The organism is Streptomyces puniciscabiei (assembly GCF_006715785.1).
Lineage (GTDB): Bacteria > Actinomycetota > Actinomycetes > Streptomycetales > Streptomycetaceae > Streptomyces > Streptomyces puniciscabiei.
Genome location: NZ_VFNX01000001.1, coordinates 4,714,665 through 4,735,949, shown reverse-complemented (window position 1 = coordinate 4,735,949; position 21,285 = coordinate 4,714,665). Strand labels below are relative to the sequence as shown.

19 protein-coding genes are annotated in these 21,285 nt (G+C 72.6%); 3 read left to right on the top strand and 16 right to left on the bottom strand.

The features are described from left to right. Positions 1 to 11: 11 nt before the first annotated feature. The 4 genes from FB563_RS21905 to FB563_RS21885 all read right to left on the bottom strand — a co-directional run bounded on the left by FB563_RS21905 (position 12) and on the right by FB563_RS21885 (position 5,408). On the bottom strand, positions 12 to 1,079 hold the full coding sequence (locus FB563_RS21905) for a PhoH family protein (protein WP_055704386.1): 1,068 nt from the start codon (positions 1,077 to 1,079) through the stop codon (positions 12 to 14). Between the two features lie 873 nt (positions 1,080 to 1,952). Further along, positions 1,953 to 3,110 carry a carbohydrate kinase family protein gene (locus FB563_RS21895; protein WP_142218848.1) on the bottom strand — a complete coding sequence of 386 codons (1,158 nt, stop codon included), beginning with the start codon at positions 3,108 to 3,110 and terminating at the stop codon, positions 1,953 to 1,955. A 64-nt stretch (positions 3,111 to 3,174) separates the two neighbouring features. After that, on the bottom strand, positions 3,175 to 4,464 hold the full coding sequence (locus tag FB563_RS21890; protein ID WP_055710382.1) for a glucarate dehydratase family protein: 1,290 nt from the start codon (positions 4,462 to 4,464) through the stop codon (positions 3,175 to 3,177). After that, the gene (locus FB563_RS21885) at positions 4,461 to 5,408 is read right to left on the bottom strand and encodes a 5-dehydro-4-deoxyglucarate dehydratase (RefSeq protein WP_055710381.1); all 948 of its coding nucleotides are present in this window, start codon (positions 5,406 to 5,408) and stop codon (positions 4,461 to 4,463) included. The genes FB563_RS21890 and FB563_RS21885 overlap by 4 nt, the downstream gene beginning before the upstream one ends. A 224-nt stretch (positions 5,409 to 5,632) precedes the next feature. On the opposite strand from FB563_RS21885, the gene FB563_RS21880 reads away from it, so the two are divergent. Next, complete coding sequence (locus tag FB563_RS21880; RefSeq protein ID WP_055710380.1) at positions 5,633 to 6,904, top strand: MFS transporter; 1,272 nt, start codon at positions 5,633 to 5,635, stop codon at positions 6,902 to 6,904. On the opposite strand, the gene FB563_RS21875 is transcribed toward FB563_RS21880, so the two are convergent. The 10 genes from FB563_RS21875 to hrcA all read right to left on the bottom strand — a co-directional run bounded on the left by FB563_RS21875 (position 6,856) and on the right by hrcA (position 17,617). Then, a complete protein-coding gene (locus FB563_RS21875) occupies positions 6,856 to 7,860 on the bottom strand; it encodes an adenosine deaminase (RefSeq protein ID WP_055710379.1) in 1,005 nt (334 codons plus the stop codon). The genes FB563_RS21880 and FB563_RS21875 overlap by 49 nt on opposite strands. Before the next feature lie 20 nt (positions 7,861 to 7,880). Further along, a complete protein-coding gene (locus tag FB563_RS21870) occupies positions 7,881 to 8,786 on the bottom strand; it encodes a ribonuclease Z (protein ID WP_055710378.1) in 906 nt (301 codons plus the stop codon). Positions 8,787 to 8,792: 6 nt separating this feature from the next. Beyond that, a complete protein-coding gene (locus tag FB563_RS21865; protein WP_055710377.1) occupies positions 8,793 to 9,146 on the bottom strand; it encodes a histidine triad nucleotide-binding protein in 354 nt (117 codons plus the stop codon). A 49-nt stretch (positions 9,147 to 9,195) separates the two neighbouring features. Next, positions 9,196 to 12,426, bottom strand: coding sequence for a S41 family peptidase (locus FB563_RS21860; RefSeq protein ID WP_208766304.1), 3,231 nt, complete (start codon positions 12,424 to 12,426; stop codon positions 9,196 to 9,198). A gap of 46 nt (positions 12,427 to 12,472) precedes the next feature. Beyond that, a complete protein-coding gene (locus tag FB563_RS21855; RefSeq protein ID WP_055709628.1) occupies positions 12,473 to 13,021 on the bottom strand; it encodes a hypothetical protein in 549 nt (182 codons plus the stop codon). 95 nt (positions 13,022 to 13,116) lie between these two features. Further along, complete coding sequence (locus FB563_RS21850; protein ID WP_055709627.1) at positions 13,117 to 13,509, bottom strand: VOC family protein; 393 nt, start codon at positions 13,507 to 13,509, stop codon at positions 13,117 to 13,119. Between the two features lie 16 nt (positions 13,510 to 13,525). Next, positions 13,526 to 14,278 carry a 16S rRNA (uracil(1498)-N(3))-methyltransferase gene (locus tag FB563_RS21845; protein WP_055709626.1) on the bottom strand — a complete coding sequence of 251 codons (753 nt, stop codon included), beginning with the start codon at positions 14,276 to 14,278 and terminating at the stop codon, positions 13,526 to 13,528. Further along, positions 14,275 to 15,351 carry a nitronate monooxygenase gene (locus FB563_RS21840; protein ID WP_055709625.1) on the bottom strand — a complete coding sequence of 359 codons (1,077 nt, stop codon included), beginning with the start codon at positions 15,349 to 15,351 and terminating at the stop codon, positions 14,275 to 14,277. The genes FB563_RS21845 and FB563_RS21840 overlap by 4 nt, the downstream gene beginning before the upstream one ends. A gap of 112 nt (positions 15,352 to 15,463) precedes the next feature. After that, positions 15,464 to 16,600, bottom strand: coding sequence for a molecular chaperone DnaJ (gene dnaJ, locus FB563_RS21835; RefSeq protein ID WP_055709624.1), 1,137 nt, complete (start codon positions 16,598 to 16,600; stop codon positions 15,464 to 15,466). Next, complete coding sequence (gene hrcA, locus FB563_RS21830) at positions 16,601 to 17,617, bottom strand: heat-inducible transcriptional repressor HrcA (RefSeq protein WP_055709623.1); 1,017 nt, start codon at positions 17,615 to 17,617, stop codon at positions 16,601 to 16,603. Between the two features lie 172 nt (positions 17,618 to 17,789). Between hrcA and FB563_RS21825 the strand changes: the two genes are divergently transcribed. Further along, positions 17,790 to 18,512 carry an MBL fold metallo-hydrolase gene (locus tag FB563_RS21825; protein ID WP_055709622.1) on the top strand — a complete coding sequence of 241 codons (723 nt, stop codon included), beginning with the start codon at positions 17,790 to 17,792 and terminating at the stop codon, positions 18,510 to 18,512. A gap of 34 nt (positions 18,513 to 18,546) precedes the next feature. Next, a complete protein-coding gene (locus FB563_RS21820; protein ID WP_055709621.1) occupies positions 18,547 to 19,371 on the top strand; it encodes a DUF3097 domain-containing protein in 825 nt (274 codons plus the stop codon). On the opposite strand, the gene FB563_RS21815 is transcribed toward FB563_RS21820, so the two are convergent. Beyond that, complete coding sequence (locus FB563_RS21815; protein ID WP_055709630.1) at positions 19,343 to 19,927, bottom strand: Uma2 family endonuclease; 585 nt, start codon at positions 19,925 to 19,927, stop codon at positions 19,343 to 19,345. The genes FB563_RS21820 and FB563_RS21815 overlap by 29 nt on opposite strands. A 99-nt stretch (positions 19,928 to 20,026) precedes the next feature. Continuing rightward, positions 20,027 to 21,259: a radical SAM family heme chaperone HemW gene (gene hemW, locus FB563_RS21810; RefSeq protein ID WP_055709620.1), complete on the bottom strand. Its 1,233-nt coding sequence runs from the start codon at positions 21,257 to 21,259 to the stop codon at positions 20,027 to 20,029. Between the last annotated feature and the right edge of the window lie 26 nt (positions 21,260 to 21,285).

Here is a 21,285-nt window from a genome sequence, read left to right as displayed (position 1 = left end):
GTCGTGCTGGTCTACTTCCCCTTGTGTCGGCCCCGGCCGCCCTTGTGGGTGCCGTTCTCGGTGCCGTACCTGTTGTCGTACTCCTCGTACGCGTCGACGATACGGCTCACCAGCTTGTGCCGTACGACATCGTGGGACGACAGCCGGGAGAAGTGGACGTCCTCGACCCCTTCGAGGATCTCCTGCACCTGCCGCAGACCGCTCTTGGTGCCGTTCGGCAGGTCGACCTGCGTCACGTCACCGGTGATCACGATCTTCGAGTCGAAGCCGAGACGGGTGAGGAACATCTTCATCTGCTCGGGGCTCGTGTTCTGAGCCTCGTCCAGGATGATGAAGGCGTCGTTGAGGGTCCGGCCACGCATGTACGCGAGCGGCGCGACCTCGATCGTCCCGGCCGCCATCAGCCTCGGGATGGAGTCCGGGTCGAGCATGTCGTGCAGCGCGTCGTACAGCGGGCGCAGGTAGGGGTCGATCTTCTCGTAGAGCGTGCCCGGCAGGAAGCCGAGCCGCTCCCCCGCCTCCACGGCCGGCCGGGTCAGGATGATCCGGTTGACCTGCTTGGACTGCAAGGCCTGAACGGCCTTGGCCATGGCCAGGTACGTCTTTCCGGTACCGGCGGGGCCGATGCCGAACACGATGGTGTGCTTGTCGATCGCGTCGACGTACCGCTTCTGGTTGAGGGTCTTCGGGCGGATAGTCCGGCCCCGCGAGGACAGGATGTTCTGCGTCAGTACCTGCGCCGGGGTCTCGGGCCCGTCGCTCGTCCCGTTCTCGCTCGCCTTGAGCATGGCGATCGAGCGTTCCACTGCGTCCTCCGTCATCGGCTGCCCGGTGCGGAGCACCAGCATCATCTCGTCGAACACGCGAGAGATCAGGGCGACGTCGACGGGGTCGCCGACCGCGCTGATCTCATTGCCCCGGACGTGTATGTCGGCCGCCGGGAAGGCCCTCTCGATCACGCGCAGGAGGGAGTCGCCGGAACCCAGCACGGTCACCATGGGGTGCTGGGCGGGGACGGTGAACTGCGCTCTCGCCTGCTCCTGCGCGGGGGTGGTGTGAGCTGTGGGTGTCTGTGTCATGGGCCGGCGCTGAAGGCCTGCGCTTCCTCCTCGTCACGGCCGCATAGCTGAGGGCGGCCTCGCGCTTCCAGGGTACGACGGTGCACAGACAAGCCCGTAGGCCTTTTCAGCCCCCACCTCCCGCCCGACCCCCGCAGCCCCCTGGCCAGGACCACCACCCAGCCACCCTGCGGCCCGCGCCCAGCCCAGGACCACCACCCGGCCCGGGGCCACTACCGGCCCCAGGACCACCACCGGGCCCGGGACCACCACCCGGCCCAGGACCACGACCACCACCTGCCCCAGGACCACCATCGGGCCCGGGACCACCTCCAGGCCCAGGACCACCACCGGGCCCAGAACCACCACCCGGCCCGGGACCAGTAACCAGCCAACCCCACGGCCCGCACCCGACCGGGAACCACCACCCAGCCAACCCCGCCGTCCCCACCCGGCCCGGGGCGACTACCAAGCCAGCCCCGGCGGCCCACACCCGGCCCAGGACCACCGCCCAGCCAACCCCACGGCCCACACCCGGCCCAGGACCACCGCCCAGCCAACCCCACGGCCCACACCCGCCCCGCGGGCGTCTGCAGCCGGCCAAGCCGTCACTGTCCCCGCCACCCGCCGGGGGCGACTACTCACGCGCTCGAACCGCAACCCTCGTGCGGCCACCTCCCGGTCGGCCGAGACGCCCCCAGCCTGCCCACCCGCCGGGGCCACTGTTCACCCGCCCGAACCGCCCCCCGGAGGAGGCCCGCCCCCACCCCCGCCCAGCCGGGGCCCACCCATCAACGGCGCGAGCCAGAACACCCCGGAGGGCCACCTCTCGGCCGACGGTCATGGGTGGGCGGGTGGGAGACGGGGGTCCAGGGGGCGGATCCCCCTGGACGCTCAGCTGGACCGGCGGAACCCGATGGTCGGCACGGCACGGCGCAGGGGCCAGACCCGGTCCAGCTCCTCCGGCACCAGTCCGTCGAGAAACGCATACCTGCGCAGGGCCGCCCGATCCTGCCCGGGAAGGCCCTGAACCCGCCGCCACCACGCCCCGATCTCCGACCACCCCGGCGCCGACAGCGACCCCCCGAACTCCTGCACCGACAGCGCCGCCGTAAGCCCGGCGAAGGCCAGCCGGTCCGCCAGCGGCCACCCCGCCAGGGACCCCGTCACGAACCCGGCGACGAAGACGTCCCCCGCCCCCGTCGGATCCAGCGCCTCCACGGCGATCGCCGGCACCTCCGCCGCCTCCCCCGTCCGCCGGTCCACGGCGTACGCCCCCTTTGACCCCAGCGTCACCACCACCACCGGCACATGCGCGGTCAGGGCATGCGCGGCGGCCCGCGGACAGTCGGCCCCGGTGTACCGCTTCGCCTCCTCCGCGTTCGGCAGAAACGCCTCGCAGTGCTCCAGATCGGCGAGCCCGGCGAGGTCCCACGCCCCGGTGTCGTCCCAGCCGACGTCGGCGAAGATCCGGGTCCCCTCCCGCGCGGCCTCGGCGATCCACGGCGCCCGCGTACCGGGTGTCAGGGAGGCCACGGCCGCACGCGCGCGAGGCGGGTGCGGCGGGGCCCCCTCCGCACCGAACACGGCCTCGGGCGGCGGCTCGTGCCCGTGGGACACCATCGTCCGCTCGCCCTCGTACGCCATCGACACCGTCACCGGCGAGTGCCAGCCGGCCACGGTCCGGGACGCCGACAGGTCGATGCCCTCGCCCTGCGCGAGCACGTCCCAGCAGTACTCGCCGTAATGGTCGTCCCCGAAGGCCGCCGCCAGGGAGGTCCGCAGACCGAGCCGGGCCAGGGCCGTGGCCATGTTGGCGACCCCACCGGGACTGGACCCCATGCCCCGGGCCCAGGACTCGGTGCCGCGCACGGGCGCCGAGTCCAGGCCGGTGAAGATGATGTCGAGGAAGACCGTGCCCGTCAGATAGACGTCCCAGGGCGGGTCGCCGGGCCGGCGCAGCGCGGCGAGCGGGTCGACCTGGGCCTGACAGCGCGCGGCCTGGGTGAGGTGTTCCGGTTCCTCTCCGGTGATCGTGTGCGACGCGGTCACGGTGCGCTCCCTGGCGTGGTGCGGATCTGGCCAGTGTGCACCAATCGGCCCGTCGTGCAGGGGCTTACCAGCGGGGCATCACGGGTTGCCGCCAGCCCGGTTCGGCCACCCGCATGGCGGCCGCGTCGTCGCGGTCGCGCAGTGCGCCGTCGTCCTCGGCCCACCGCCGGTGCAGCCGGGCCAGTTCGTCCCGGTCGAGCTCGACGCCGAGGCCGGGGGCGTCGGAGACCTCGACCCGCCCGGCACGGAATTCCAGCCGCTCGGTGAGGACGTCCTCGGACTGCCAGGGGTAGTGGGAGTCGCAGGCGTGGTGCAGTCCGGGGACGGTGGCCGCGACCTGGGTCATCGCCGCGAGGCTGATCCCCAGATGGGTGTTGGAGTGCATGGACACCCCGACCCCGAAGGCGGCGCAGATCGCGGCGAGCCGCTGGGTGTTGCGCAGCCCGCCCCAGTAGTGGTGGTCGGACAGCACCACCTGCACGGCGTCGCGCGTGAACGCCTCCTTGATCTCGCCGAAGGTGGTCACGCACATGTTGGTGGCGAGCGGGACGCCGGTGCCCGCGGACACCTCCGCCATCGCCGCCGTACCCAGCGTCGGGTCCTCCAGGTACTCCAGGACGTCCCCGAGTTCCTTCGCCACCTTCAGCGAGGTCCCGACCGACCAGGCGCCGTTGGGGTCGAGGCGCAGCGGATGCCCGGGGAAGGCCTCGGCGAGGGCCCGTACGGCGGCGATCTCCTCGTCGGGCGGGAAGACACCGCCCTTGAGCTTGAAGGAGGTGAAGCCGTGCCGCTCCGTGAACTTCCGCGCCTGCTCCACGACTCCGGCCGGGTCGAGCGCGGCCCCCCAGTCGTCCGGCTCGCAGGCCACGCCCTCCGGGTGGCCGGCCCACTTGTAGAACAGGTAGGCGCTGTACTCCACGGCGTCCCGCACCTTGCCGCCGAGCAGCGCGTGCACGGGCAGCCCGAGCGCCCTGCCCTGGGCGTCCAGGCAGGCGACCTCGAAGGCGGACAGCACCGACAGCCGGAGCTTGTCGGCGCTCTGCACGCCGCGCAGCCCGCCGGCGTCCACCTCGCCCTGGACCCGGGACTCGTCGACACCGACGTCGATCGCGAAGAGCCCGTTCACATCCATGACCGAGCGTCCGGTGAGCCGTTCGGCCAGGGGGCGGGCCAGCTCCAGGTACTTGGTGTCGCCGTAGGTCTCGCCGAGCCCGGTGATCCCGTCGGCGGTGACGATCTCCACGATCAGCCGCGGGGTGTACGGCTGGTGCACGCCCTGGGTGTTGAGCAGCGGCGGGTCGGCGACCAGGATCGGCGTCAGCCGTACCTCGGCGATGGTCAGGTCACGGGTCACAGGACGGCTCCTACGAGGTCGAGTCCGGCGGTGAGCAGGGCCTTGAGGTCGGTGAGGTCGGCGGGCGCGGGGTCGGTGAGCGGGGCGCGCACGGGTCCGACGCGCTGTCCGCGCAGCCGGGCCGCCGCCTTCACCAGGGACACGGCGTATCCGGGCGCGCGGTCGCGGAGTTCCACGAACGGGACGTAGAAGTCCCGCAGCAGCTTGTCGGCCATCCCGTGGTCGGCGTCCCGCAGGGCGGTGAAGAAGGCGCCGGCGATCTCGGGGGCGAAGGCGTGCACGGCGGAGGAGTAGGCGGGGACGCCGACGGTGGCGTAGGCGCGGGCCTGGATCTCGGCGGTGGCGGCGCCGTTGAAGAACAGGAAACCGTCGGGGGCGGCGAGGGTGAGGCGCTGGAGCCGGTCGAGGTCGCTGTGGCCGTCCTTGAGGCCGACGACGTTCGGAATGTGCGCGATGCGCTGCAACGTCTCGGCGGTGTAGGCGACTTGACCGCGCTGGTAGGCGATCAGCGGCAGCCGGGTTCGCCCGGCGAGCCGCTCCAGCTGGGCCGCCAGGCCGTCCTGCGGGGCGTCGACGAGGTAGTGCGGCAGCACCAGCAGGGCGTCGGCGCCGGCCTCCTCGGCGATCCGCGCGAACCGGGCGGCCTGCGCCCAGCCGTACCCGGTCCCGGCCACGACCGGCACGCACCCTGCCGCCTCCTCGACGGTGAGCCGTACGACGGTCCGGTACTCCTCCTCGTCCAGCGAGAAGAACTCCCCGGTGCCGCAGGCCGGGAAGACGGCGCCGGGTCCGGTGGCGAGCCGGCCGGCGACATGGGCGCGGAAGCCGTCGGGATCGAGGGAGCCGTCGTCATGGAAGGCGGTGAGCGGGAAGGACAGCACCCCGCGCGCCATCCCCTCCCGCAGCCGCCGCGCCACAGCCTCGGGACTCGGATCGCCACCCATCCTGACCATCTCCCCTTATGAATACCGTCCACATATGAGAACGCAGGGTAGCTCCTATTACCCCAGCTCACACCCTGCAAACCGAAAAGTGACGCAGATCGCACGCCCCGAACTTCTTCCGGAACCGCGTGCTTGATACAACTTGCTCGCGCGTTCCTGTCCGTCGACGGTCGTCGCCCATCCCCTTTTTCCGAACCCTCCTCACGCCTGCCCTGGGAACGCCCGTGTCCGCCCGCCGCCCCCTGCCCTGGCCCCTCGTCGCCCTTTTCACGGCGGGGTATCTCGCCCCGTACCTGCTGCCGACGACGGTCGGCAGGCTCGCCTCCGGGCTCCCGCTCACCGCCACCCAGGCCGGGGCCATCGGCAGTGCCCTGCTGCTGAGTTCGGCGGCGGCGGGCTTCCTGCTGGCCTCCCGGGTCGACCGGATCGGCCCCCGCACGCTCGCCCGGACCGGCCTCGCGCTCGCCGCCGTCGGCTACGGCGGTGCGGCCCTCACCGCCTTCGTACCGGCCGTCGTCGCGGGCGCGGTCATCGGCGGACTCGGCTCCGGCACGGTCACGGCGGTCGCCGCGAGCGGCATCGCGGCCCACCGCGATCCGCACCGGGTCACCACCCTCGGCCTGCTCGGCGTCTCCGCCCTGGCCGGCGCCCTGTACCTGACGATCCCCCACCTCGGCCCCGGCCACGGCCTGCCGCCGGCCGCCATCGCGCTCACGGCACTCGCGGTCCTCCCGCTCACCGGCCGCCTGTCCGGCCGTACCGCACCGGCCCGTACGACCGTCGCCCACGGCCGGCTCCCCCGGCCGCGCGCCGGGCTGCTGCTGGCCGCCGCCATGCCCTGCTGGTCCCTCGCCCAGAACGCCCTGTGGGGGGTCAGCGGCCGGATCGGACTCGACCAGGCGCACCTCACCGAGGTCACCGTCGGCGCGGTGTTCGCGGTGGCGCTCGGCGCCGGACTCGTCGGGGTCGTCGGCGCGGGCGCGCTCGGCCCCCGGCTGGGCCAGGCGGTGCCCATCGGCGCCGGTACGGCACTGATCGCGGGCTGCGTCGCGCTCAGTGCGAACGCGCGGGACCTCACGGCCTTCGCGGCGGGCGAGATCTCCTGGAACGTGCTGTACCCGGTCGTCCTGTCGTACGTCATCGGCCTCGCCGCCTCCCTCGACCCGCGCGGCCGCTGGGCGGTCCTGGTCGGCTCGGCGTCGTCGCTGGGGACGGCGGCGGGACCGCTGGCGGGCAGCGTGCTGGCAGCGGGCGCGGGCTTCCCGGTGATGGGACGGGTGCTCGGCGCCGGGCTGCTCCTGATCGCCGTACCGATGACGGCGGTGGCGCTGCGGGCGGGCAGGCGGCCCCTGCCGGTCGTGGAAATCCCGGTCGTGGAAGTCCCGGTCGTGGAGATCCCGGTCGTGGAGGTCCCGGTGGAGACGGCCGCGGTGCCCGCCCAGCTCGCCTACGAGACCGCGTCGCCGAACTCGTACGCCTCGACCTCGGCGATGTAGCGCGCCCGCCGCTCCTCGTCGTCCTCCAGGAAGGAGGCGAGGAAGGAGTTGCGGGCCAGCTCGCGCAGCCGGTCCTGCGAGAGGCCCAGGGTCTCGTGCACGGCCGCGAAGTTGTCGCCCGCGTACCCGCCGAAGTACGCCGGGTCGTCGGAGTTGACCGTGCACAGCAGGCCCGCGTCCAGCATGGCCGGCAGCGGGTGGTCGGCCAGCGTGTCCACCGTGCGCAGGCGGACGTTGGACAGCGGGCACAGGGTGAGCGGGATCCGCTCCCGCACCAGCCGCTCGACCAGCACCGGGTCCTCCATGCAGCGCAGCCCGTGGTCGACGCGCTCGACGCCGAGCACGTCCAGGGCCTCGGTGATGTACTCCGGCGGCCCCTCCTCACCGGCGTGCGCGACGCGCCGCAGCCCGAGCCCGGCCGCGGCCTCGTACACCTCCCGGAACTTCACCGGCGGATGCCCGACCTCGGCGGAGTCCAGGCCGATCCCGGTGATCCGGTCGAGGTACGGCCGGGCCGCCCGAAGGGTCTCCAGGGCCGACTCGGCGGATTCGTCCCGCAGGAAGCAGAGGATGAGCTTGGTGGAGATCCCGTGGTTCTGCTCGCTGCCGCCCAGCGCCCGCCACAGCCCCTCCACGACCGTGCCCATGGGCACGCCCCGGGCCAGATGGGCCTGTGGGTCGAAGAAGATCTCCGCGTGCCGGACGCCCTGCGCGGCGGCGCGGGCCAGGTAGGCGTCGGCCAGGTCGGCGAAGTCCTGCTCGGTGCGCAGGACGGCCATCAGCTCGTAGTACAGGTCCAGGAAGGACTGGAGGTCCTCGAAGCGGTACGCCTCGCGGAGCTCGTCCGTGTCGGCGTACGGAAGGGTCACACCGTTGCGGGCGGCCAGCTGGAAGGCCAGCTCCGGTTCCAGGGTGCCTTCGATGTGGAGGTGCAGTTCTGCTTTCGGGAGGGGCATCAAAGCATCGTACGGATCTTCTACCGCCGTTTCGGAACCGCCACCCGCTGCAGGTCGTGCGCCACGGTCAGCTCCCCCTCGAAACCGGCCGCCCGTGCCTGCCGCTCGAACTCCTCCGGTTCGGTGTAGCGCTGGCTGAAGTGGGTGAGGACGAGGTGCCGTACGCCCGCGTCCCGGGCGACGGCGGCGGCCTGCCCGGCGGTCAGGTGGCCGTGTTCCACCGCCAGTTCGGTGTCCTCGTCCAGGAAGGTCGACTCGATGACGAGCAGGTCGCAGCCCTCCGCGAGCGCGTGCACGCCCGCGCAGAGCCGGGTGTCCATGACGAACGCGAACCGCTGCCCGCGCCGCACCTCGCTGACGTCCTCCAGCGTGACCTCCCCCAGCCGGCCCTCGCGCTGCAGCCGGCCGACGTCCGGGCCCTTGATGCCGTGCGCGGCGAGCCGGTCGGGCAGCATGCGGCGGCCGTCGGGTTCGATCAGCCGGTAGCCGTAGGAGTCGACCGGATGCGACAGCCTGCGGGCCTCCAGCGTGTACGCCGGGGTCACCGCGAGGATGCCGTCGGCGGCGACCGGTGCCTCGGTGATGCCGACCGTCTCCCGGTAGGCCGTGGCGTAGCGCAGCCGGTCGAAGAAGCGCTGCCCGGAGCGCGGGTAGTGCGCGGTGATCTCGTGCGGCACCTGGTCGAGGTTGATCCGCTGGATGACACCGGCGAGGCCGAGGGAGTGGTCGCCATGGAAGTGGGTGACGCAGATCCGGTTCAGGTCGTGGGCGGCGACCCCGGCGCGCACCATCTGCCGCTGCGTGCCCTCGCCGGGGTCGAACAGGATGCCCTCGCCGTCCCACCTCAGCAGATAGCCGTTGTGGTTGCGGTGCCGGGTGGGGACCTGGCTGGCGGTGCCGAGGATCACCAATTCACGTACGGACACGGCGAGTTACCCGGGCGGCCACTGGAGGCCACGGCCGCCGAGGACGTGCGCGTGGGCGTGCCAGACGGTCTGGCCCGCGCCGGAGCCCGTGTTGAAGACGGTGCGGTAGCTGTCGAGCTTCTCCTCGTCGGCCACCGCCTGGGTTTCGGCGAGGACGTCGGCGGCGAGCTGCGGGGCGCCCGCGGCGAGCTCGGCGGCGTTCTTGTAGTGCGCCTTGGGGATCACCAGGATGTGGGTGGGGGCCTGGGGGTTTATGTCCCGGAAGGCGACGGTGGTGTCTGTCTCGCGGACGATCGTCGCCGGGATCGAGCCCGCGACGATCTTGCAGAACAGGCAGTCGTCCTGCGGTTCACCTGCCATGCGTGTGCCTCCTCACGCTGGTGATCAATACCGGTGCATCGTAGTCGTATCAGGCCGGCGTTCCCGGCGGAGTTTTCGCGGGCCGTTCCTCCAGGGCCTGCAGCGCGAGCCGGATCGCCTCGTCCAGCTGGGTGTCCCTGTCCTGCGCCCAGTCCTGGGGCCTCTGTACGACCTCCACGTCCGGGTCCACCCCGTGGTTCTCCACGTCCCACCCCACGCCCTCCAGCCACATCGCGTACTTCGGCTGGGTGACCAGGGTGCCGTCGACCAGGTGGTAGCGGCTGTCGATGCCGATGACGCCGCCCCAGGTGCGGGTGCCGACGACGGGGCCGATGCCGAGGGCCTTGATGGCCGCGTTGACGATGTCGCCGTCGGAGCCGGAGAACTCGTTGGCGACGGCGACGACCGGGCCGCGCGGGGCGTCGAGGGGATAGCTGGTGGGGCGCATGCCGCGCGGCAGGTCCCAGCCGATGATGCGGCGGGCCAGTTTCTCGACGACCAGCTGGGAGGTGTGGCCGCCGCGGTTCTCGCGGACGTCGACCACGAGTCCTTCGCGGGCGACCTCGACGCGCAGGTCCCGGTGGATCTGCGCCCAGCCGGGGGCCTGCATGTCGGGGACGTGGAGGTAGCCGAGGCGGCCGTCGGAGGCGGCGTGGACATGGGCGCGGCGACCCGCGACCCAGGCGTGGTAGCGCAGGGGCTCCTCGTCGGCGATCGGGACGACGACCGTGTGGCGCGGCTCGCCGCCGGCCGCCGGGGAGATGGTGAGCTCCACCGGGTGGCCGGCCGTGCCGACGAGCAGCGGGCCGGGTCCCGTCACCGGGTCGACCGGGTGGCCGGCGACCGCGATGATCGCGTCGCCGGGGCGGACGGCGACACCCGGTGCGGCGAGCGGAGAGCGGGCGTCCGGGTCGGAGGTCTCGGAGGGCAGGATCCGGTCGATGCGCCAACTGCCGTCCGGGTGGCGGGAGATGTCGGCGCCGAGCAGACCGTGCCGAGGACCGCCGCCGCGGCCGCCGGACGGGATGACGTAGGCGTGCGAGGTGCCGAGTTCGCCGTGCAGCTCCCACAGCAGGTCGACGAGGTCGCTGTGGGTGGCGAGGCGGGCCAGCAGGGGGCGGTAGCGGGCCAGGACCCCGGACCAGTCGACGCCGCCGAGGTCGGGCCGCCAGAAGTGGTCGCGCATGAGGCGGCCGGTCTCGTCGTACATCTGCCGCCACTCCGCGGCCGGGTCGAGGGTCTGCCGGACGCGTGCGAGGTCGACGGTGACGCTGGTGTCGCCGTCGTCGTCGGCGCCGGTACGGCGGTCACTGGGGACGACCCGGAGCCGGTCGCCGGTCCACAGCAGGACGCGTTTGCCGTCGCCGCTGACCTCGAAGTGGCTGGCGTCGGAGGCCAGGTGCTCCAGGCGCCGCTGGGCGAGGTCGTAGCGCTCCAGGTCGGTGTGCGGGTCGGGGTCGTCGGGGTGGGCCCGGGCGGCGCCGAGCACGCCGTGCACGGGGTGGCGCAGCCAGAGCACGCCGTCCTTGGCGGCGCGCAGCGTGGAGTAGCGGCCGGCCTCGACCGGGAAGGGGACGATCCGGTCGGCGAGGCCCTCGAGGTCGATGCGGGTGGCGGGGGTGCCCTCGCTGTCGGGGGTCTCGTCCTTGTCCGGGGTCTCGAAGGGGCGGCCGTGGCGCTGCGGGCCGAAGGGCGAGGGCGTGGTGGCGGCGAGGGTGATCAGGTGGGGGCGGGCGCCGACCACGAAGGCGAGGTCGAAGACGTGCTCGTCGTAGACGGGGTCGAAGGCGCGGTTGGAGAGGAAGGCGAGGTGTTTGCCGTCGAGGGTGAAGGCGGGGGCGTAGTCCTGGAAGCGGAGCGGGGTCGCCTCGGTGACCGACAGGTCGGTGGTGTGGGCGATGCGGAGCTGGGAGAGCGGGCGGGGGCCGGGGTGGGCCCAGGCGAGCCAGGCGGAGTCGGGTGAGAAGGCGAGGCCGGAGACCTCGCCGTCGTCGCTGCTGTCGACCTCGCGGACCTCGCCGGTCTCGCGTTCGACGAGCAGCAGGCGTCCGTCGTGCGCGGCGACGGCGGCCCGGCTGCCGTCGGGGGCCATGGCCAGCTCCAGGACCCGGCCGAGCTGTCCGGCGGCGAGCCGGCGGGGCGGTGCGCCCGGTACCGTCCCGGTCGCGGGGGCGAACTCCAGGGCGTCGTCGCCCTCCGCGTCCGTCACCCACACCACCCACTCCTCGCCCTCGGCGCGGAAGACGCGCGGCATCCGGGCGCGGACGCCGGGGGTGGCGGCGAGGGCACGGGCGGGCCCGGAGCGGTGGGTGACCCAGTGGACGCCGCCGCGCACACAGACGGCGCTGCCGCGCGCGGTGTGGTCGGGGGACGCCTCGCCGAACCAGTGGGCGGCGTTCACCGGGCGGGGCCGCAGATCGATCCGGGGTCCGCCGAGCCGCACGTCCAGCCGGCGCGGCTCGGCGCCCTCCAGGTCGTCCAGCAGCCACAGTTCACCGCCGGAGCAGTAGACGACGCGACTGCCGTCTCCGGACGCGTGCCGGGCGTAGAAGCCGTCGAGCGGGGTGTGCCGGCGCAGGTCGGAGCCGTCGGCGAGAGAGGAGTAGAGCGCACCGGTGCCCTCGTGGTCGGAGAGGAACGCGACCCTCCCCCACTCTCGGCTTCGCTCGAGCGGGGGGACCCCCATCCCCACCCACAACGGCCGCTCGATGTTCCCGTCGACGTCCTCGTGCAGCCGGACGAAGTCCCCCTCCCCCTCCCGGTCGATCCACAACTTGCCCGCCGTGCCGCCCCGGTAGCGCTTCCAGTGGGCGGCCTCGCGGCCCATCGGCGCGGACAGCAGCACGGTGGCGGGGCCGAAGGCCACATCGCCGACCGGGCCGTACGGGAGGGTCTCGGCGGGTCCGCCGTCCAGCGGGACGGCGTACGCCCAGCTGTGCCGGAAGCTGTGCCGGCCGTGCGCGCCGAGCGCGAGCACCCGCCCGTCGGGGGTCCAGCCGAGCACCTCGGTACGGCGGTTGCCCCAGTGGGTCAGCCGGTCGGCGGGGCCGCCGTCGACCGGGGCGACATGCACCTCGGGGGCACCGTCACGGGTGGAGGTCCAGGCGAGGTGCCGTCCGTCCGGGGATATCCGGGGCGAGGTCACCGGCATGTTGTCGGCGCTGACCCGCCAGGCCCGACCGCCGTCGAGGGGCGCGAGCCATACGTCGTCCTCGGCGACGAAGGCCACCAAGTCGCCGTGTACATGGGGAAATCGGAGGTATGCGGCACCCTGAGTCACTCCGTCACTGTACGCAGCGACGGGCGCGGCCCGCCGGGTGTTCGGATCACTTTCCCTCTGCGGGCCAGCAGGTGGGGTCGCCCTTGCACCACAGGGTCCGGGTCACGGTGACGGTCACGGTCGGCTTCCCGCCGCCGGGCCGATAGGTGGGCGGCCGGTACGTCGGGCCGTGCGTGGCACCGCAGTCCCCGAGCCCGTCGACGCGGAACACCCGCCGGCCCCCGACCTCGGCCGTCAGGTCCCCCCGCACACAGGCCCCGTCGACGGCCCTGGTCACCTTCCCGGTGACCCTGATCCTCCGCCCGTCCTTGGTCTCACCCTGGCAGTCGACGGACACGACGGTGCTCTCACTGGGCGAGGGCGTCCGGCCCGCCGCGCCGCCGTAGTTCCCGGTGCAGGTGAGCCAACTCACGTCGACATGCTGCCGCTTGCGCTGGGCCGTCGCGGTGGCGTCGGTGGTGTAGGCGGCGGTGGCGGGGCTGAGACCAGTGGGTTCACAGGCCACCAGGGCGCCGCCTGCCGCGACGACAAGTCCTGCGACAGCCACCGTCCGCGTCCCGCGCGGGCCACGCCGAATCCTCCTCGATGCCCCCATGCAGGGCAGGTTGCCACCGGCCCGCGTGCAAGGGAAGGACACATACGGCCACTCACCCGTTCGGGGCTCGCGGCAGTTCGCCCGAACCGGCGGAGCTACCCGCGCAGCAGCAGCCACTCCTGCAGCTCGACCAGGTTGCCCTCCGGGTCCTTGAGGTGGGCGACTCGCATGCGGTCGGTCATGGGGGCCGGGCCGTGCGCCAGGACCGCGCCACGGGCGGTGATCTCCGACACGTAGGCGTCCAGGTCGTCGACGCGCAGCACGACCAGGGAGCGGTGACCGGTGGCGGCCTCGCCCAGTTCCCGAAGGAACTCCGCCATCATCGAGCGGTCCTGCAGCGCGATCCCGGCGGAACCCGCGTGCGGGCTGAACTTCTCGTACGGGCCCTCGGTCGCCCCGGACTGCGGCTTGAGGCCGAGGACGTCGGCGTAGAAGCGGTAGCAGGCGGCGAAGTCGGTGACGAGGAGCCGGACTTGGGCGAGTTCCACGGTGTCCCCCCAGGTGTCAGGACCAGCGGCCGGTGCGGCCCAGCAGCAGGGCCACGGCGGCGGTGCCGGCGGTTGATGTGCGCAACACGGTAGGACCGAGCACGTACGCCTTGGCACCCGCCCCCTCGAAGAGCGCCAACTCGTCCCGCGCGACGCCGCCTTCGGGGCCGACGACCAGCACGACCTCGCCCTCGGTGGGCAGTTCGGCGGTCGCCAGCCGACCGCTCTCGTGCTCGAAGTCGGAGTGGAGCACGGCGGCGAAGTCGGCTTCGGCGAGAAGCGCGGCAACCTGCTTGGTGCTCGCCGCGTCCGCGACCCGGGGAAAGCGCAGCCGACGGGACTGCTTGCCGGCCTCGCGGGCGGTGGCCCGCCACTTGGCGAGTGCCTTCTGGCCCCTCTCGCCCTTCCACTGGGTGATGCACCGGGCGGCCTGCCAGGGCACGATCACGTCGACACCGGTCTCCGTCATCGTCTCGACGGCGAGTTCGCCCCGGTCGCCCTTCGGGAGGGCCTGGACCACGGTGATCCGGGGGCTGGGCTCCGGCTCCACCGGGAACTCGAAGGGCTCCACCACCAGGTGGTCCTTGCCGGACACGCTCACGACGACCCCGGCGGCCCCGCGCCCCTCGCCGTCCGTCAGCACCACGTTCTCCCCGGGCTGCAGCCGCCGTACGGAGACCGCGTGCCGTCCCTCGGGGCCCGTGACGTCGACGACCGAGCCGGGGCCGACACCCTCCAGCGAGTCGACGACGAACACCGGCGCGGTCATCGCAGGCCCCCCTTGGCCGACAACGCTGTCCGGGCGGCGTCGAGTTCGGCGGCCAGCACCGCCACGAGCTCCCCGGCGGGCAGCGCGCGGGCCAGCCGGTGGCCCTGTCCCGCCCACAGTGCCATGCCCTGCGCGTCCCCGGCCTTGGCGGCGGCCTTGCGCAGCGGCGCGGTGAGGTGGTGGATCTCCGGGTAGGCGGCGGGTGCGTACGGGCCGTGCTCGCGGAGGAAACGGTTGACCAGTGCGCGCGCCGGGCGGCCGGTGAAGGCTCGGGTCAACTCGGTGCGCGCGAAGAGGGGGTTGGTCAGCGCCTCCTTGTGCACCGCCTGGGCGCCGGATTCCGGGGTGGCAAGGAAGGCGGTGCCCAGCTGGGCGGCGCTCGCGCCGGCCGCGAGGACGGCGGCGATCTGGCCGCCGCGCATGATGCCGCCGGCGGCGACGACCGGGATGCGGACGGTCTCGCGGATCTGCGCGACCAGTGAGAGCAGCCCGGTGCCGGCGCCGTCGTTCTCGGGGAGGTCCCGGTGGGTGCCCTGGTGGCCGCCGGCCTCCACGCCCTGCGCGATCACCGCGTCGGCCCCGGCCCGCTCCACCGCCAGCGCCTCCTCGGCGGTGGTGGCGGTGACCAGGGTGAAGGTTCCGGCACGGCGGAGGGAGTCCAGGACGTCCCGGCTCGGCACGCCGAAGTGGAAGGAGACCACCGGCACCGGGTTGTCGAGGAGTACGGCGAGTTTGGCGTCGTAGCCGTCGTCCCGGCCGCTGTCCGGGTCGCCCAGTTCGGTCTCGTACCAGGCGGCCTCGCCGGCGAGCTGGTGGGCGTAGACCTCCACCGCCCCCGACTCGGCATACTCGGGCTGCGGCATGAACACGTTCACGCCGAAGGGGCGGCTCGTGAGCCCCCGCAGCTGCTTGATCTCCTGGTACATGCCGTCGGCGGTCTTGTACCCGGCGGCGAGAAACCCGAGGCCGCCGGCCTCGGAGACGGCGGCGACGAGCTGCGGCACGGAGACACCGCCCGCCATGGGGGCCTGCACGATCGGGTGGGGGAAGAGATCGGTCAGCGCGGAGGACATGACCGCATGTTGTCACGTCCTCTGAAAGAGTCCGAATCGGGGCGTCCGATGGCATAAACCAACGGCATACGGGGTGCCGAAGCACCCCGTACGAACCTCCGGGAGCGGCGGCTCAGCGCCCGTTGAACGCGTCCTTCAGCCGCGAGAACAACCCCTGCTGACCCGGCTGGAACTGCCCCTGCGGTCGCTCCTCGCCGCGCAGCTTGGCCAGCTCGCGCAGCAGGCGCTCCTGCTCGGGGTCCAGCTTGGTCGGGGTCTGCACCTCGACGTGCACGATCAGGTCACCCCGGCCGCCGCCGCGCAGATGCGTGACGCCCCGGTTGTGCAGCGGGATCGACTGGCCGGACTGGGTGCCGGGCCGGATGTCGACCTCCTCCATGCCGTCGAGGGTCTCCAGCGGCACCTTGGTGCCGAGGGCCGCCGCGGTCATCGGGATGGTGACCGTGCAGTGCAGGTCGTCGCCGCGCCGCTGGAAGGTCGGGTGCGGCAGCTCGTGGATCTCGACGTACAGGTCACCGGCCGGACCGCCGCCGGGGCCGACCTCGCCCTCGCCGGCGAGCTGGATCCGCGTGCCGTTGTCGACACCGGCCGGGATCTTGACGGTGAGCGTGCGGCGGGAGCGGACACGGCCGTCGCCGGCGCACTCCGGGCACGGCGTCGGCACCACGGTGCCGAAGCCCTGGCACTGGGGGCACGGGCGCGAGGTCATGACCTGGCCCAGGAAGGACCGGGTGACCTGCGAGACCTCACCGCGGCCCCGGCACATGTCACAGGTCTGGGCCGTCGTACCAGGCGCCGCGCCCTCACCGTTGCAGGTGTTGCAGACGACCGCGGTGTCGACCTGGATGTCCTTGGTGGTGCCGAAGGCCGCCTCGTCCAGCTCGACCTCGATCCGGATCATCGCGTCCTGGCCGCGCCGGGTGCGCGAGCGGGGCCCGCGCTGCGACGCCGTACCGAAGAACGCGTCCATGATGTCGGAGAAGTTGCCGAAGCCGCCGGCCCCGAAGCCGCCCGCGCCGGCGCCGCCGGACTGCGAGAGCGGGTCGCCGCCGAGGTCGTAGACCTGCTTCTTCTGCGGGTCCGACAGCACCTCGTAAGCGGCGTTGATCTCCTTGAACCGCTCCTGGGTCTTCGGATCCGGGTTGACGTCCGGGTGCAGCTCGCGCGCGAGCCGACGGAACGCCTTCTTGATCTCATCCTGCGACGCGTCGCGGCGCACGCCGAGAACGGCGTAGTAGTCCGTGGCCACTTACGACTCCGCCAGGATCTGTCCGACGTACCGTGCCACTGCGCGTACCGCTCCCATCGTTCCCGGGTAGTCCATGCGGGTCGGTCCGACCACGCCGAGCTTGGCAACCGCCTCGCCGCCCGAACCGTAGCCGACCGACACCACGGAGGTTGAGTTGAGTCCCTCGTGGGCGTTCTCGTGCCCGATGCGCACCATCACGCCCGGATCCTTCGCCTCGCCGAGCAGCTTGAGGAGCACGACCTGCTCCTCCAGTGCCTCCAGCACGGGCCGGATCGTGAGGGGAAAGTCATGTCCGAAGCGGGTGAGATTGGCCGTACCGCCGATCATCAGCCGCTCCTCGTTCTCCTCGACGAGTGTCTCCAGGAGGGTGGAGAGCACTGTCGAGACCGTACCGCGGTCCTCGGCCTCGAAGGCCTCCGGAAGGTCCTCGACCAGCTGCGGCACGTCCGTGAACCGGCGGCCCGCGACCCGGCTGTTGAGCCGCGCCCGCAGGTCGGCGAGGGAGGCCTCGCCGAAGGGCGCCGGGCAGTCGACCATCCGCTGCTCGACCCGGCCGGTGTCCGTGATCAGCACGAGCATCACGCGCGCGGGGGCGAGCGACAGCAGCTCCACGTGCCGCACGGTGGACCGGGTCAGGGACGGGTACTGCACGACGGCGACCTGCCGGGTGAGCTGCGCGAGCAGCCGTACCGTGCGGGCCACGACGTCGTCGAGGTCGACGGCGCCCTCCAGGAAGTTCTGGATCGCCCGCCGCTCGGGCGCGGTCATCGGCTTGACGCCCGCCAGCTTGTCCACGAACAGCCGGTAGCCCTTGTCGGTGGGGATGCGCCCCGCGCTGGTGTGCGGCTGCGCGATGTACCCCTCGTCCTCCAGGGCCGCCATGTCGTTGCGGACCGTCGCCGGGGACACGCCGAGGTTGTGCCGCTCGGTCAGGGCCTTCGACCCGACCGGCTCCTCGGTGCCGACGTAGTCCTGGACGATGGCGCGCAGTACCTGAAGCCTGCGTTCACTCAGCATCCGCGCGCACCTCCAGCACGTCGTCCCCTCGGTTCCACTCGGTTCTGCGGTTCGTCCGCCTGGCACTCTTCGCATGGGAGTGCCAGCGTTCCCGGGCCCAGTGTACGGCTGTCGGGTACACCGAGGGCAAGGTCGGTGCGGTCCCGGCGGCTCGTGGAGCTAGCGTCGCGGTATGACGGTGACTTGGGAAGAGCTGGGGTGGGAGCGGCTGGCCACCGGGGTCGGCCGGTGCCGGCTGCCCGGCTGGGACTGCACGGCCGGACTGGTCCTCGGGGAGGGTACGGCGCTGATGGTGGACGCCGGCTCGAGCCTGGCCGAGGGCGCGCGGCTGCGGGGCAGGGCGGAGGAGCTGGCCGGCGGTCGTGTGACCCATCTCGCGCTGACCCATCCCCACTTCGACCACGTCTTCGGGGCGGCGGCCTTCGCGGGGGCGGAGGTGTACGGGGCGGTGGGCCTGGACGCCGTCTTCGCGTACGACAGGGAGGAGCTGCGCCTGGACGCGGTCAGAAACGGGGTGCCGGTGGCCGACGCCGACGAGGCGGTGGACGCGCTGGCCCCGCCCCGGCATCTGGTCTCCGGCGAGTGGACGCTGGACCTCGGGGGCGGCCGCCAGGTTCTGCTGGCGAACGTGGGCCCGGGGCACACGGCCCATGATCTGGCCGTGCTGGTCCCGGGGGATCCGGAGGTGGTCTTCTGCGGCGACCTGGTCGAGGAGTCCGGTGAACCGCAGGCCGGTCCGGACGCGGTCCCGGCCCGCTGGCCGGACGCGCTCGACCGGCTGCTCGCGCTGGGCGGTGAGGACGCGGCGTACGTGCCCGGTCACGGAGCGGTGGTGGACGCGGGGTTCGTACGACGGCAGCGCGACCAGCTGGCAGCCCGTTTCGGCGTGTCGTGAGCGCGGCCGTTCGGCTTCTCCTATCGTCACTCGAATGCGCCAGTACTCCGCCGACCTGACCCCGCCGTGGAAGAAGCAGAAGCCCGCGCCGGAGGTACCGGCGGAGCCGGGCCTGGTGGTGGAGGAGCCCGGCACCGGGTTCTGCGGGGCGGTGATCCGCTGCGAGGCGGGCACGGTGACGCTGGAGGACCGTTTCGGAAAGCACCGGGTGTTCCCGCTGGAGCCGAGGGGCTTCTTGCTGGAGGGGCGCGTGGTGACGCTCGTACGGCCGTCGCCGGCCTCGGCTCCGGCACGACCCACCCGTACGGCCTCCGGCTCGGTCGCCGTACCCGGCGCCCGCGCCCGCGTGGCCCGCGCCGGCCGTATCTACGTCGAGGGGCGGCACGACGCCGAGCTGGTCGAGAAGGTGTGGGGCGACGACCTGCGCATCGAGGGTGTGGTGGTGGAGTACCTGGAGGGCGTGGACGACCTGCCGAGGATCGTCGAGTCCTTCGCACCGGGGCCGGACGCGCGCCTGGGGGTCCTGGTGGACCACCTGGTGCCGGGCACGAAGGAGTGGCGGATCGCGGAGGCGGTGACGAGTGAACACGCCTTGGTGGTCGGCCACCCGTACATCGACATCTGGCAGGCGGTGAAGCCGGCCGCGCTGGGGATCGAGGCGTGGCCGACGGTGCCGAAGGGGCAGGACTGGAAGACGGGGGTGTGCCGGGCGCTGGGCTGGCCGTCGGAGAACACCGGGGCGGTGTGGCAGGCGATCCTGAAGCGGGTGGGGTCCTACAAGGACCTGGAGCCGGAGCTGCTGGGGCGGGTGGAGGAGCTGATCGACTTCGTCACGGCAGCGGGAAGCGGTGGGGCTTGACGTCGGGGAGGGTGCCGAAACCGCTGGTGTCCAGTTCGACACCCAGCGCCTCCAGAAGCACCGGAAGACCGAACTTCCTGACCTCCTGCCCCTGGTAGTCGGCCCTCTCCCCCTCACCTTCGGGTCGCGTCAGCAGGACGCACTGGGCCATGATCGGGTCGACGATGAGGTAGACGGGGATCCCGCCTGCCGCGTAGATGGAGCGCTTGACGCAGTAATCCCGCTCGACGCTGGTCTTCGACACCACCTCAACGACCATGGTGATGAGACTGGCCGGGAGAAGACGCCCCGAAGCAGGCAGCATTTCAGGAGCCGCAACCACAAGATCAGGAACTGGCTCGCTGGCCTCATCCACGATGTCGAGGTCCTGAGTCTGAAGGCGTGCCCAATGCCGACGCGGGATCTGGTCCTGAACATCGCTGACGATCAGGTTATGGACCAGGTCCGGGCTGGCCATCATCACGATTTCCCCCCGCAGGAGCTCCACCTTGAGTCCGTCGGGCGGCTCGAACCCCTCGAAGAACTCTGCGACTCCACGTTCGTCCACAGCGGTCATCTCCGTGGCCTCCACATTCGCCGCGTACTGTCAGCGGCAGCCTAGGAACCAGGTTAGGGACCGAACCGGCGTTCCGCTGTGATTCACCCGCCGGAGTGATCAGTCCACCAGGTCCCGCACCACCGCGTCCGCCAGCAGCCGCCCCCGCAGGGTCAGCACGGCCCACCCGTCGTCGTACGGGCCCTGCTGGAGGAGCCCCTCCGACAGTGCCCGGCGGGATGCTTTGCGCCCCTCCTCCTTCAGCAGGGACAGCGGCACACCCTCGCGCAGCCGCAGCTCCAGCAGGATGCGCTCGACCCGCCGGTCCTCCTCGGAGAGCAGCTCACGCCCGGCCCCCGGCGACTTCCCCGACGCCAGGGCCGCCGCGTACGCCCCCGGATGCTTGACGTTCCACCAGCGCACCCCGCCGACGTGCGAGTGCGCCCCGGGACCGGCCCCCCACCAGTCGGCGCCGCGCCAGTACAGCTCGTTGTGCAGGCAGCGGCCCGCCTCGGAGGTGGCCCAGTTGGAGACCTCGTACCAGTCGAAGCCCGCCGCGGACAGGGTCTCCTCGGCGATCAGGTACCGGTCCGCGTGCACGTCGTCGTCGGTCATCGGGACCTCGCCCCGGCGGATCCGGCGGGCCAGCTGCGTGCCCTCCTCCACGATGAGCGCGTACGCGCTGACATGGTCCGGCCCCGCCCCGATCGCCGCGTCCAGCGAGGCCCGCCAGTCGTCGTCGCTCTCGCCCGGGGTGCCGTAGATCAGGTCGAGGTTGACGTGCTCGAAGCCCGCCGCCCGGGCCTCCGCCACGCACGCCTCGGGACGGCCCGGGGTGTGGGTCCGGTCGAGGACGCGCAGCACGTGCTGCCTGGCGCTCTGCATGCCGAACGAGATCCGGTTGAAGCCGCCCTCCCGGAGCGTGGCGAGGTAGGCCGGGTCGACCGACTCCGGGTTCGCCTCGGTGGTGATCTCCGCGTCCTCGGCCAGCCCGAACTCGTCACGGATCGCCCCCAGCATCCGTACGAGATCATCGGCGGCCAGCAGCGTCGGCGTACCGCCGCCGACGAAGACCGTGCGGACCTGACGCGGGTCGTCGCCGAGCACCTTCCGGGCGAGCCGGATCTCGTCCGTCAGCGTGTCCGCGTAGTTGTCGCGGGACGCCAGCACGCCCCCCGTGCCGCGCAGCTCGGTCGCCGTGTAGGTGTTGAAGTCGCAGTAGCCGCAGCGGGTCGCGCAGTACGGGACGTGCAGGTAGAAGCCGAGCGGGCGGTCTGTGGCCCCGGCGAGCGCGTGCGCGGGCAGCGCGCCGTCGGCGGGGACGGGCTCGCCGTCGGGGAGAGCGGAAGGCATGCCTTCCATTGTCCAGCACCGGCGCG